At 45.2% G+C, this 13,552-nt stretch carries 13 protein-coding genes; all 13 read left to right on the top strand.

Going from position 1 to position 13,552, the window contains the following annotated elements; all coding sequences use genetic code 11:
- Window positions 1–38 precede the first annotated feature (38 nt).
- The 13 genes from HGO97_RS22940 (at window position 39) to guaA (ending at window position 13,447) form a co-directional block, all read left to right on the top strand.
- Window positions 39–1,031 carry an ABC transporter permease gene (locus HGO97_RS22940; protein WP_216245513.1) on the top strand — a complete coding sequence of 331 codons (993 nt, stop codon included), beginning with the start codon at window positions 39–41 and terminating at the stop codon, window positions 1,029–1,031.
- Window positions 1,028–1,852 carry an ABC transporter permease gene (locus HGO97_RS22935; RefSeq protein WP_216245512.1) on the top strand — a complete coding sequence of 275 codons (825 nt, stop codon included), beginning with the start codon at window positions 1,028–1,030 and terminating at the stop codon, window positions 1,850–1,852. The genes HGO97_RS22940 and HGO97_RS22935 overlap by 4 nt, the downstream gene beginning before the upstream one ends.
- A 73-nt stretch (window positions 1,853–1,925) precedes the next feature.
- Window positions 1,926–2,888 carry an ABC transporter ATP-binding protein gene (locus tag HGO97_RS22930; protein WP_216245575.1) on the top strand — a complete coding sequence of 321 codons (963 nt, stop codon included), beginning with the start codon at window positions 1,926–1,928 and terminating at the stop codon, window positions 2,886–2,888.
- Between the two features lie 9 nt (window positions 2,889–2,897).
- Entirely contained in the window at window positions 2,898–3,512 is a 615-nt protein-coding gene (locus tag HGO97_RS22925; RefSeq protein ID WP_216245510.1) for an ABC transporter ATP-binding protein, read from the top strand.
- Between the two features lie 235 nt (window positions 3,513–3,747).
- Window positions 3,748–4,182: a metal-sensing transcriptional repressor gene (locus HGO97_RS22920; RefSeq protein WP_216245508.1), complete on the top strand. Its 435-nt coding sequence runs from the start codon at window positions 3,748–3,750 to the stop codon at window positions 4,180–4,182.
- A 357-nt stretch (window positions 4,183–4,539) separates the two neighbouring features.
- Window positions 4,540–4,698 (top strand): hypothetical protein, encoded by a 159-nt coding sequence (locus HGO97_RS22915; RefSeq protein ID WP_216245507.1) that lies wholly within the window; start codon window positions 4,540–4,542, stop codon window positions 4,696–4,698.
- A 180-nt stretch (window positions 4,699–4,878) separates the two neighbouring features.
- Window positions 4,879–5,130 (top strand): sporulation transcriptional regulator SpoIIID, encoded by a 252-nt coding sequence (spoIIID, locus tag HGO97_RS22910; RefSeq protein WP_216245506.1) that lies wholly within the window; start codon window positions 4,879–4,881, stop codon window positions 5,128–5,130.
- A gap of 92 nt (window positions 5,131–5,222) precedes the next feature.
- Entirely contained in the window at window positions 5,223–6,458 is a 1,236-nt protein-coding gene (locus tag HGO97_RS22905) for an ABC transporter substrate-binding protein (protein ID WP_216245505.1), read from the top strand.
- Window positions 6,455–8,152: a sensor histidine kinase gene (locus HGO97_RS22900; protein WP_216245504.1), complete on the top strand. Its 1,698-nt coding sequence runs from the start codon at window positions 6,455–6,457 to the stop codon at window positions 8,150–8,152. The genes HGO97_RS22905 and HGO97_RS22900 overlap by 4 nt, the downstream gene beginning before the upstream one ends.
- A gap of 29 nt (window positions 8,153–8,181) precedes the next feature.
- Window positions 8,182–9,765, top strand: a complete 1,584-nt coding sequence (locus HGO97_RS22895; protein WP_246597732.1) for a response regulator — start codon at window positions 8,182–8,184, stop codon at window positions 9,763–9,765.
- A 124-nt stretch (window positions 9,766–9,889) separates the two neighbouring features.
- On the top strand, window positions 9,890–10,120 hold the full coding sequence (locus HGO97_RS22890) for an HPr family phosphocarrier protein (RefSeq protein ID WP_216245503.1): 231 nt from the start codon (window positions 9,890–9,892) through the stop codon (window positions 10,118–10,120).
- Window positions 10,121–10,275: 155 nt separating this feature from the next.
- A complete protein-coding gene (locus HGO97_RS22885; protein WP_246597731.1) occupies window positions 10,276–11,649 on the top strand; it encodes an MATE family efflux transporter in 1,374 nt (457 codons plus the stop codon).
- A 250-nt stretch (window positions 11,650–11,899) separates the two neighbouring features.
- On the top strand, window positions 11,900–13,447 hold the full coding sequence (guaA, locus tag HGO97_RS22880) for a glutamine-hydrolyzing GMP synthase (protein ID WP_216245501.1): 1,548 nt from the start codon (window positions 11,900–11,902) through the stop codon (window positions 13,445–13,447).
- Window positions 13,448–13,552: the final 105 nt, after the last annotated feature.

The following is a 13,552-nucleotide window of genomic DNA, read 5'->3' as shown; positions in this document are numbered from 1 at the left end:
ACGATCTATCATAGAGGGATGAAAAGGAAGGAGGCAGTATGAATCAGCATTTGGGAAAACGCATTGGAAATAAAATGATACGCATGATTCTATTAGTGATTGCATCGAGCATTCTTACATTTATGCTGATGAAGGCCTCTCCGATTGATCCGCTCCAGGCGAATGTAGGACAGGCGGCACTGGGGAGCATGAGCCAGGAACAGATCGAAAAGCTGAATGAATACTGGGGTGTCGGTACATCTCCAGTGAAGCAGTATCTTAATTGGGCCTTTGATTTTGTGAGGGGAGATATGGGGACTTCTCTGTTATACCGTCAGCCGGTATCAGAGGTGATTGCTGTGAAGCTGATGAACTCGCTTTTTTTGATGGTGATTGCCTGGGGCTTATCTGGGGTTCTGGGATTTTTTCTGGGGGTACTTTCGGGAATGAACCGAGGGAGATGGATCGACAGGCTGGTGAAGGGGTATTGCCTCTTGATTTCAAGTACACCTGCATTCTGGCTGGCGCTGCTGCTTTTAATGATCTTTGGTGTATGGCTGAAAGTCCTTCCCATCGGTCTGAGTGTTCCAATTGGCGTGGAGGCGGCGGGAGTGACCCTGCAGGACCGTTTATATCATGCGATTCTGCCGGCTCTCACATTAAGCATCACAGGTGTATCCAACATTGCGCTTCACACCAGAGAGAAAATGATTGGAATCATGGACAGTGATTTTGTGTTGTTTGCAAAAGCAAGGGGCGAAAAGGGGTGGATTTTATTTCGGAACCATGGTTTTCGCAACGCCCTCCTTCCTGCCCTTACCCTTCATTTCGCGGCAATCAGCGAAATCTTTGGGGGCTCTATCCTGGTGGAGCAGGTGTTCTCCTATCCGGGCCTGGGTCAGGCGGCAGTATCGGCAGGTCTGGGAAGTGATATGCCGCTTTTGATGGCGATTGCGATCTTGAGTGCACTGATTGTTTTTGGCGGAAATATGATTGCTGATATCCTGTATGGAATTGTAGACCCCAGAATCAGAAAGGGGGGAGCAGGATGAGAGATAAAAATTTAAGACAACGGGTGCTGATCGGACTGATCGTCGGTGCAGCGATTCTACTCGCCATTTGTGTTGGCGGGCTTTTTTGTGCTGAAGCGGCTAAGACCTCTGACTTTACACGGAAGAATCTGCCGCCTTGTCTTACGTATCCTTTTGGAACGGATTGGCTGGGGCGGGATATGCTGGCGAGGACCCTTCGGGGGATTTCACTCAGTATTCTGCTGGGAATTTTTGCGGCGGCAGTGAGCGCCTGCATCGCGCTGTTGTTAGGAATTGCTGCAGCTACGCTGGGGCGGACGGCGGACGCTGTGATTACATTCGTGATTGATCTGCTGCTGGGAATCCCTCATATTCTTCTTTTGATTTTGATATCTGTGGCTCTGGGGAAAGGCTTTGCCGGTGTTGCGTGGGGAGTGGCGCTGACGCATTGGCCGTCTTTGGCCCGCCTGATCCGGGCGGAGGTCATGCAGCTAAAGGAGAGTCCCTATATCCAGATTGCAAGGAAGCTGGGAAAGACCAATTGGTATGTTGCGAGAAAACATATGCTGCCCCATCTGCTTCCGCAGTTCCTAACGGGACTTGTACTGCTTTTCCCACATGCGATCCTGCACGAGGCAAGTGTAACGTTTCTGGGATTTGGATTATCCTCGGAACAGCCTGCAATCGGGATTATCTTATCGGAGTCTATGAAATACCTGGTAACTGGAAAATGGTGGCTCGCCCTCTTTCCGGGAGCAGCTTTGGTTATGGTAGTTGTTCTTTTCTATGCGGCGGGAGAAAATGTGAGGAAGCTGACAGACCCAGCCAGCGTACATGAGTAAAAAGGGACAGAGGACAGGGGCGAGGAACTAAGATAATGATTCGATGGAAAAAAGTCTGAAAGGGAGTGGACAGATGCGCAAGGAGAATCAAGCAGATATCGTAAATACATCAGAGGAAGGACCGATCCTTAAAATTGAACATTTGAATATTTCTTTCCGCCAATATGAAAGCGGGACCCATCAGACGCAGCTTGATGTAATCCGGGACCTGGATGTAGAGGTGCGGGCAGGGGAGATGGTCGCAGTAGTCGGTTCCAGCGGCTCCGGCAAGAGTTTGCTTGCCCATGCTGTCCTGGGTATTCTGCCCTATAATGCAGTCCAGGGCGGGAGGATTTTCTACCGTGGCAGCGAACTGACCCGGGAACGTATTGAAAGACTTCGTGGGAATGAAATTGTAATGGTTCCCCAGAGCTTGTCCTATTTGGATCCTCTGGTAAAAATCGGGAAGCAGATAAAACGAGGTAGGAAAGATAAGAAAACGGCGGATAAGCTGAGAGGGATTTTTAAGAGATATGACTTAAACGAAGAGGTGGAAGAGTTATATCCCTTCGAACTTTCCGGCGGCATGAATCGAAGAATCTTGATTTCGACTGCTCTGATCGAGGAACCCAGACTGGTGATCGCAGACGAGCCGACTCCGGGACTGGACTTAAGAGTGGCAAAACGGGCGATGGGACATTTTCGTGAACTGGCAGATATGGGAGCTGGTGTGCTGGTTATTACCCATGATCTGGAACTGGCGTTGGAGACGGCGGACCGGGTGGTCGTATTCTATGCCGGATGTACCATCGAGGAAGCGTATCGTTCAGACTTTGAGAAGGAAGAGAATCTGCGTCATCCTTATACAAAGGCGCTCTGGCGGGCATTGCCGCAGCATGGCTTTCAATTCATCGAGGGAACACAGCCATATGTAAAGGAGATGCCAGAGGGATGCCCCTTCTCACCTCGCTGCGACATGTGCACGCCGCAGTGCAAGGGGGAGGTCCCGTACCGTGAGATGCGGAAAGGACGGGTACGCTGTCTGTATGCAAAGTAGGAGATTACGATGAAATTAGAATTGAATCAAGTATCTTATCAGTATAAAAAGGAAAATAAAAAAATATTGGAGAACTTTAGTCTGTCAATGGGGGATACGGAGCGGGTCGGTTTGATCGCGCCCAGTGGATATGGGAAGACGACACTGTGCAAGCTGATTGCCGGTTATCTGACACCTGACTCGGGTGAGATACTTTTGGATGGGAGACGAGTATCTTCTTATAAAGGATATTGTCCAATTCAGATGATCTGGCAGCAGCCTGAGCTGGCGGTAAATCCACGGCTTCGGATGAGGGAAGTGATTCTTGAGGGGGACGAGGTAGAACCACGGATCCTTGAGGCTCTCGGTATAGAAAAAGCTTGGATGGACCGTTTTCCAACGGAATTATCCGGCGGGGAACTGCAGAGATTCTGTCTCGCCCGTGCATTGGGGAAACGGACACGCTTCCTGCTGGCAGATGAAATCAGCACGATGCTGGATCTGATTACACAGAGCCAGATATGGAATTTTCTGTTAAAAGAAGTGAAACAAAGGCAGATTGGGGTGATTGCAGTCAGCCATAACCAGGCACTTCTGGAAAAGGTGTGCACCAGGCAGGTACGGCTGGATTATGCTATAAAGTGAGAACATATTCATATTAGGTTCGTTTGTAGATGTTAGTTTGATTGTAGATTTGTGTCCGGATGTGGTATGCTGCTCGAAGTTGTCGAGGTTCTTTCGAGCCTGCGAAGATAGATACCTAAATCATTAGCGAGGTATTTCCCGAGCTTAGGATTTATGATATAATCTGTGGTATATTGGCTGTGTCGTTTAGATAAGAGACACAGGTAAAATACAGAAGGCAGGAAAGACAGGATCTATGAAGATAAATACGGAGATTCATGAACATCAACATGAGCACGAGGAGCACAGTCATGCCGGGGCGGACCATGTGTACACTCACGACACGGGGCATTCACATGACCATGCACATACTTACGACGCGGCTCATCCACATGACCATGCACACACCCACGGTCACAAGCATGTGCACAGTGCGGCGGAGAAGAAGGCAGTGATCAACCGTCTGTCTAAGGCAATCGGGCATCTGGAAGCTGTGAAGAGGATGGTGGAGAAGGATGAGGACTGCAGCGAGGTACTGATTCAGCTCGCGGCGGTGCGGTCTGCAATCAATAATACGGGAAAGGTCGTTTTGAAGAATCATATGAATCACTGTATCGTAGAGGCGGTGGAAGAGAATGATGAAGAAGCGATTAAATTGCTGAATCAGGCGATTGATAAATTTATTAAGTAAGGTTTATAGCCAAAAAGATAACTGCTGTATCTGTGGGATTTTACGGGTACAGCAGTTATTTTTCGTTGTGCTAGTATCATGGATCCGCTATTTGCAATCGCTATGCAATAATATCTAATAAAAGTAAAGTTATTGCAATCCAATGCAAAAACTAAATGTATATAGTAGAATTTTTCGCACATCCTCCAGTTTGACAAAAGAGTAGTGTTCCTGAATATACTAAAGTAGTGCAAGCCGCTACACATATACCTTATGTGAGAAGACAGATGTGAAACTTGGGAGGATTTGTGAATTGCTGGAGATGGCTGGGAAGTAGCAGGGGAAGAAAGGTCAGATATTTTTAAATATGATGTACATTTGACTACACCAACGGATACTGACTATTGGAAATATCATTCAGAGTCTTTTTCACAGAATGGTGTGAAGAAGTGGGGAAGGAGCAATGCATCTCAGAATCAGGGAAATAATTATATCGCCAGTTCTCAGAACAGGTCTGTAATCATTGGGAAAGCGTAAAATCGCTTTGTATAAGTGCAAAATTGTTTGAAGAGGAGATTGTAAAGTGGCAGAGATGTCAAGAGATGAATGATAAAGAGAAAGCAGCCATTTATAATTGGAGGTAAAGATTCCAGAAGAGGTCATACTCCTTCTTCCCCCAGCATACATTGTAAAAACAATGATTGCAGGGGGATTTTTTTGAAAGATTATATTGAAGAAAGAGCCGTGGAAATCGCCAATTATATCATAGAAAACAGCGCCACAGTACGGCAGACGGCGAAGAGTTTCGGAATCAGCAAGAGTACCGTACATAAAGACGTAACGGAGCGGCTCCTTCAAATTAATCCTGCATTAGCGGGAGAGGCACGCAAGGTATTGGACATGAATAAGTCCGAGCGGCATATACGCGGCGGACTTGCCACCAGAGAAAAGTATCTCCATCAACATTAAAACAAATACGAGTTCAGTAGATTTATGATATAATGGATATAATTATATTTAAAATCTAACTGACGAATGACTGACTTATAGGAGAGAGATACGTGAAAAGATACCATAGAATTAGTGCCGTCCTGCTTGTTTTTTTATTGACAGCAGGGCTGACCGCGGGATGTGCGAAGGAAGAACAGGTTGTTAAGGTAAATAAGGAGAACATCACGCTCTGGTATTATTGGAGCCAGAGTTATAGCAAGAAAGAGCTGGCATATCTGGTGGACAGCTTCAACCGCTCGCAGGACGAAATTGAAGTGACCACCCAGTATGTGCCGGACGAGGATTTTAAGAAGAGGCTGGCATACAGTATGGCGGACGGAGATATGCCAGATCTTGCGCTGGTGGATTCCTCTGATTTCCAATATTTTCATGTCATGGAGCCTTTTGTGGATCTAACAGATGAGATTGAAGGAATCGAGGAATATCTGCCGGAAGTAAAGGAAGCATGTACAGTAGACGGACGGATTATGGGGCTTCCCTATGGGATGAACTGCGCCGTGTTGTTCTATAATAAAGAAGTGTTTGAGAAACGCCAGATTCAGGTACCTCAGACATGGCAGGAATTGTATGATACCGCCGTTGAGCTTTCAGGAGAAGGACACTGTGGATTCGCTATGCCGGCGCTGGCAAGCGAAGAGAGTGTCTATTGTTTCCTTCCTATTCTATGGTCCATGGGGGGAGATGTGGATGCTCTGGATTCCTCCGGGAGCAGGGCAGCATTCCACTTTTTACGGGAACTCACGAATTCTGACGCCATGAGCAGGCAGACAATCAATCTGACTGCAAAAGATCTGCTGCGGCAGTTTGTGGAGGGGAATATTGCCATGATGATCAATTCAACGTCAATGATTGATTCCGTAGAGGTATTGAATCCTTATTTGGACTATAGCGTTACAAGTCTTCCTGCTGCAGAGGATGGGACAAAAACGACAGTACTCGGTGGAGAGGTTTTTGGGGTGACGAATGGCCGGCACCAGAAGGCTGCGATTGAATTCCTCAGATATATCAGCGATAAAGAACGTATGTCAGAGTATATGGAACGGTCCTCCTACATGGCTCCGCGCGCAGATGTCCTTGAAGATCAATACAAAGAAAATGCTCTCAAGAGAAGTATGATCCAATTGACCCAGTCAGCAAGGCTGAGGGAATTCACGGTGGAATGGCCGTATATTTCCCAGGTCATTACAGATACCATGGAGGCAGAGATCATTGGCGATCGGAATGAGGATGAGCTCATAACAGAAGCTGCTGCCAGGATGAAGGAAATTCGGGAGGAGAACCGATGATAAAGGAGCGTACATTAAGACGAAAAATGACTCTTGGATTTCTTCTTGCAGCTCTGATACCGGTCAGTATTTTCGCTGTATTCTCCCAGATTCGCCTAAGGAGCAGCCTGGAAGATAATATCAATGGAAAAATAGCTAGTAATATGAGCAATGCAGATCAATGTCTGGAGATGGTGTTGGACAAGTATGCGACCATTCTGTATGATATGTGTACGGATGACACGATTATTGATACCGTGGAAGCGCTCATAAAGGAGCAGGATGACCTGGACGCTAATACCAGTATCCTCCGCCATGAGTTAAGCCATATCTGCAACCGGAACCCGGGAATCGAGGGGATTACGATTTATCTGGAGAATGGCGGAGTCATTTTTTATGATCGTCTGAACTCCTCCTCGACAGACAGTATATGGGCGGACCAGATTCACATACCAAAGATTACAAAGGGAGAGGCTTACCAGGGCGTTACAGTCCCCGTGACAGCCAATGAGAAGAAGAACTATCTGTTCCGTATTGCACGGAAGCTGGTAGATTATAAAAACATTCATGAACAGCTCGGAACGGTCATTGTGAGCATCAATGAGGAACAGATTAAGGCAGCGCTCGTGACAGGGCCGGATAATCAGACGTATCTGTTGGATAATGATATTGTGATCAGTGCGCCGGATTCAACCCAGATTGGAAAGAAGTTCACCCGCCTGCAGAATACGGTTGAGAATAAATATACAAAGGCGGTGAATACAAAGAGCGGTTTTATCATTTGTAATGAACAGCCTTTGGAGGATTACAACAAGGCAATCTGGGAACAGGTCATTTTTCTCTTTGTGATTGCTGCTGCATCTGTTATTACGATGCTGCTCTTGATTTATTCCTTTACAAAGCCATATCTTCTGGCCGTGGATTCCCTGGTAGATGGAATGAACGAAGTAGAGCGCGGAAACTTTGAAATCCGTGTAGAACCTCCGGAAAATATGCCTGTGGAGATTAAGCGGATTGGTTCAGGATTCAATGAGATGGTCGTTCATATAGAAAGCCTGATCGCCCAGGTGAAGGAGGCTGTGGTGGAGCAGAAGAATGCAGAGCTGTCCGCACTTGAGGCACAGATCGATCCACATTTTCTATATAATACGCTGGATACGATCAACTGGAAAGCAATCGAAAATGAGCAGTATGAGATCAGTGGAATGGTGGGGGCATTGGCAGATATTCTGCGCTATACAGTAAAAAATGCAGGTGGTACTACGACCATCCGTCAGGAGTTAGGATGGCTTAAGGAATACATTATGCTGCAAGAAGCAAAGCTTGGTAAGGGAGTCTGGGTGGACGAGCAGGTATCAGAAGAAATCATGGGCTATCAGATTCATAAGCTGTTGCTGCAGCCTTTTATTGAAAATTCAATGAAGCATGGTTTCCGTGGAAAAGACGGCGAATGCAGGATTGGGATAAGCATGAGGCTGGGAGTAGGGCAGATTCACATTATTATAGAAGATAATGGAAATGGAATTGAGCCTGATATATTGAAAAAATTGAATGACCAATCCCAAGAGATGGAGGGGCATGTGGGGATTACAAATGTGCGCAAGCGTCTGAAACTGTACTATGGAGAAGAAGCTGATATTTATTTTGAAAGTCAGCCGGGCAGTTATACAAGAGCACATCTTTTCATTCCTTATCGCATGGAGAGGGAAGGATAATCGTTCAAGAAACAGGAGAAGAGATTCATATGTCCAAGTGGGGAAAGGACAAGAAACAGACAGAGGAATCGGGAAAGGAGGTCACATATATGCGTATTGTCATTGTAGAGGATGAGGCACCGATCCGGGAAGGAATTGCAAAAATACTCCAGAAGATTAATCCCGATTATGAATTGGAGGGGACTGCGGCTGATGGGCAGGAGGGGTATGCCCTGATCTGCCGGACCAAACCGGATCTAATCATTATGGATATTGAGATGCCAAAGATGAATGGGTTAGAGATGCTTGCGAGGCTGCGTGAAGAGGGATATCAGTGTAAGGTGCTGATTCTATCCGCTTATTCTGATTTTAATTATGCGAAGCAGGCAATCGAATTGAATATTGAAAATTATTTGTTAAAACCAATCAAGATACCAGAATTGAAAAAAGCGCTTCAGCAGGTGGAGGACAGTCTGGTAAAAGAACAGAACCGGGAGAAGGCATTCTCTATAGAAGGGATTTTTCTCTCCTGTCTGAACGGACAGATCAAACCCGACGAACAGTTTCACAGCATGACCCGGGAGCGTTTTGGATTTGCGTTGGAGGAGCCGGCGGAGGTATTCGCAATATGGCTGGGAGATGGCTACGAGGAACAAAAAAAGCGGGCGAAGGAGTTGCTGGAGGATGTGGGAGCCCATACGGTCAAGTTTGCATCCTACGTAATCGAGGCTGATGCATGGAAAATGTTGATTATGATTTTATACCGGCTGGACGGCAGCTCCCAGTATACATATTTTCAAAAATCTGTCTCGCCCATGTTGTGCAGCAATTTAAACTCCCCGATTGTCCTGTTGTGGCGTCATGTAGATAATCTGCTGGAGCTTTCCACAGTGATGGAGGAAATGCAGCAGGATCGGGAATGGAATCTTCTTTTGGGGAAAGGTTTTTTGATTCGACGCAGAGATGTGGAAAACATTAAGACGGTTCCATTGAAACATCCTACAGAGCTAGAGGATCAGGCATGCCAGGCAGTAAAAAGACTGGATAGAGAGACTGTGTCCCGCTGTTTTAAAGCCTTGTTCCAATATTATCAGGAAGTACAGCACACCCCTGAAGAGGTAAAGAAATCATTGATCCGTTTCACCTGGTCAATGATAAATGCCTACAAGGAGGTGAATGAGATCGATGTGGATCTGCAGATTCAGGGGATTTTACGAGAAATATCGGAGGCAATAAGCTGGAATCAGATCGATGCGAGCCTGCATAAACTTTTTGATCTTATCAATGAGGAAAATAAGAAAGAAGAGCTTCCTGTCAGTGTGCTGGTCCAGAAGGCGCAGCAGATGATCCGCAAATATTACGACCAGGGGATTACACTGGATGAGATTGCCAATAAACTGTTCGTGTCAGAGGAATATTTAAGTGCCCAATTTAAAAAGGAGACGGGTGCAACTTTTTCTGAGACGATTCGAAAGTACCGAATCGAGAAGGTAAAAGAGCTTCTTTTGAATACGCATCTGAAGCTGAATCAGATTGCAGAGCTTGCAGGATACTCAGATCCCAAGTACATGAGCCGTGTTTTTAAAGAGGAGGTCGGGATGCTTCCAAACGAATTCCGTAAGTCAGCCCATTAAATATTTCTACCTTTTTCAGAAATTTTATCCTAAAATTTGTCAAAAATTGTGATATGATGTCGATAACAAAAAAGAGAGGCTAATCAGTAGGAGAATAGATAATCTGGAAAAGGAGAGAAAAGCAATGAGCGAAATGATGATCAAATTCAGTAACCCTGAAGAAGTATTGGAATTCGTAAATAAGGTAGCAAAATATCCATATGATATGGATATGAAACGCGGCAGATTCGTTGTTGACGCGAAGTCTATCCTCGGTATCATGAATTTGGGATTCAATAACCCAATTGAACTGAAAATATATGACGAAGACTGTGCAGACCTGAAAAAAGAGATTTCCAAATATGCAGCTGCATAGCATCAGAAAGCGCCAAAGACGCGATTTTGCGAATGGCGTGAGTGAATAGTAACTGAATTTATAAGAAAAAATGCAGAAAAGATGCAGTTAAATTGGTTCATACTTGTTTACAGAAACTTCTCGGCGTATAATAAAATACGCTGAGGAGTTTTTATTTGGAGGAACGTAGAGTATTGAAAACAAAAGTAGACAGAAGTGCTTATTTATTTGATAATAAGGCACTCAAAGCATTGATCATCCCATTGATCATAGAACAGCTTCTTGCGGTTCTGGTGGGTATGGCAGATTCTATTATGATTGCAAGCGTAGGGGAGGCAGCAGTATCGGGCGTTTCCCTGGTAGATAATATCATGGTATTGTTTATCAACGTTTTTGCAGCCCTTGCAACAGGAGGGGCGGTGGTATCAGGGCAGTATTTGGGACAGAAGAATGAAAAGTCTGCCTGTGAGGCCTCCACACAGATTGTCTGGTTCATCACAATTATTGCGATAGGAATCATGGCAATTATATATTGCGGGAAATGGTTCATCCTGCATGTCGTATTTGGTTCAATCGAAGCAGATGTTATGGGGCATGCGAATACCTATCTGATGATCGTGACCGCATCCATTCCGTTTATTGCACTGTATAATGCGGGCGCGGCAACATTTCGGGCGATGGGAAATTCCAAGGTTTCCATGCAGGTCTCCATCATTATGAATATCATTAATATTGGTGGGAACGCCCTGTTGATCTATGGATTTCACAGAGGAACAGAAGGTGTGGCGATTCCAACACTTGTATCCAGGATGGTAGCCGCAGTCCTGATCATCGGGCTTTTGTGCGATCAGAAACGACAGCTTCATGTAAAACGGAGCCTGAAATACCGGCCTGAATGGAGGATGATCAAGAGGATATTGACCATCGGAATTCCAAACGGATTGGAAAACAGTATGTTCCAGCTCGGTAAGATTCTGGTACTGAGTCTGGTTTCTACATTCGGTACATATGCAATTGCGGCAAATGCAGTCAGCAATGCAGTTGCTCTTTTCCAGATTCTTCCCGGAATGGCATTGAATCTGGCAATTACATCTGTAATCGCCCAGTGCGTAGGTGCCGGAGATTATGAACAGGTGCACTATTATACCAAGAAACTGATGGGGATTGTTTATGTGCTGATGTGGATTATGAATGCGGTGATCTTTATGCTGCTTCCGCTTATACTTAGGGCTTATAATCTGTCAGACCTGACAGCGGAGACCACAAGACAGATCCTTTATTTCCACAGTATTAGCTGTATGATCGTATGGCCGTTGTCCTTCTCTGTACCTTCGACATTGCGGGCCGCAGGGGATGCGCAGGTAACCATGGTGATTTCTATTTTTTCTATGTGGGTATTCCGAATTATATTCAGTTATATCCTGGGACGTTATATGGGAATGGGTGTTTTCGGTATCTGGGTAGCTATGGTCATTGACTGGTGCTTTAGAGCCGTGTGCATGTGTATCAGATATCGACGTGGAAAATGGAAGCTGAAACGAACGATTTAATCTCATCAGGGAAGTAGAAAATAGTTGAAATTTTGTTGCTGTATACCTTCAAAAGGCGTGAACAGTAACAGAATTCAGGCCATCAGGAGATTTTTTTGTAAACAGAGGCTTGATAAACGGAAAGTGCTCCATTATAATAGGCTAGTACATTGAGTACCAGCCGCTAAGCGAAACAAACTTTAGTGGTACCAGTAAATCAGAGATAGGTTTCAATATGTATTGATTCCATATTTTGAGTAGGAGGAAAACTTTGAAGAACGAATTAGTGATTGTCCTGGATTTTGGCGGGCAGTATAACCAGTTAGTCGCAAGGCGTGTCAGAGAATGCAACGTATATTGCGAGATTTATTCTTATAAGACAGATATAGAAAAAATCAAAGAAATGAATCCGAAGGGAATTATCCTGACGGGAGGGCCGAATAGCTGTTATGAGGCCGATTCACCGACTTATACGAAAGAACTTTTTGAACTGGGCGTGCCTGTTCTTGGACTGTGCTATGGTGCGCAGTTAATGATGCATGTGCTCGGCGGAAGAGTAGAACGTGCTGAGGTGCGTGAGTATGGAAAGACAGAAGTATTGATTGACAAGCAGACTTCTAAAGTGTTTGAAAATGTATCGACACCGACAATCTGTTGGATGAGCCATTTTGATTATATCTCACAGGCTGCTCCTGGTTTTGAAATTACAGCCCACACGGCGGACTGCCCAATTGCAGCGGCAGAAAATGAGGCGGCAGGTCTGTATGCGATTCAGTTCCACCCGGAAGTTCTTCATACAGTAGAGGGTACAAAGATGATCAATAACTTTGTAAAGAATGTATGCTGCTGTGCTGGAGACTGGAAGATGGATGCGTTTGTCGATGAGACAATCAAAGCAATTCGCGAAAAAGTCGGAAATGGAAAAGTGCTCTGTGCCCTGTCAGGCGGTGTAGACTCTTCTGTAGCAGCAGTGATGCTGTCTAAGGCAATCGGATCCCAGTTGACCTGTGTGTTCGTGGATCACGGTCTTCTGAGAAAAGATGAAGGCGATGAGGTCGAAGCTGTTTTTGGACCAGAGGGCAATTATGATTTGAATTTCATCCGGGTAAATGCTCAGGAGAGATTTTATGAAAAACTGGCTGGTGTTACTGAGCCAGAGGAAAAAAGAAAGATTATCGGTGAAGAATTTATCCGTGTGTTCGAGGAAGAAGCAAAGAAGATTGGTACAGTAGATTTTCTTGTGCAGGGAACCATCTATCCAGACGTTGTAGAAAGTGGTCTGGGTGGAGAATCTGCAGTAATCAAGTCTCACCATAATGTAGGCGGGCTGCCGGATTATGTAGATTTTAAAGAAATAATCGAACCGCTGCGGGATCTGTTTAAGGATGAAGTCCGTAAAGCAGGACTGGAGCTGGGAATACCAGAGAGATTGGTATTTAGACAGCCATTCCCAGGGCCGGGACTTGGAATTCGGATTATTGGAGAGATTACCGCGGAAAAAGTAAAAATCGTACAGGATGCTGATGCGATTTACCGCGAAGAGATGGATGCAGCAGGAATGAATAAGATCGTGGGACAGTATTTTGCTGCACTGACGAATATGCGGTCTGTAGGAGTTATGGGGGATGAAAGAACCTATGATTATGCGGTCGCATTAAGAGCTGTCAATACAATTGATTTTATGACTGCAGAATCCGCTGAGGTACCATGGGAGGTGCTGCATCGGGTGACAAGCAGGATTGTCAATGAGGTGAATCATGTAAATCGCGTATTCTACGATTTGACAGGGAAGCCACCTGGGACGATAGAATTTGAATAAATCGAGTTGCTTAAAAAAGCCAGTGTTTATGCGGGTTTCAGCGATTTCGATTAGTCTTTTGATAACAAATTGATAACAGTCATAGCAAGTGCCATTATTCTTGTT

It is taken from the genome of Faecalicatena faecalis (assembly GCF_012524165.2).
In the GTDB taxonomy this organism is placed as follows: Bacteria; Bacillota; Clostridia; order Lachnospirales; family Lachnospiraceae; genus Faecalicatena_A; species Faecalicatena_A faecalis.
The sequence above is the reverse complement of the archived record's forward strand: the minus strand, read 5'-3'. Positions and strand labels throughout refer to the sequence as shown.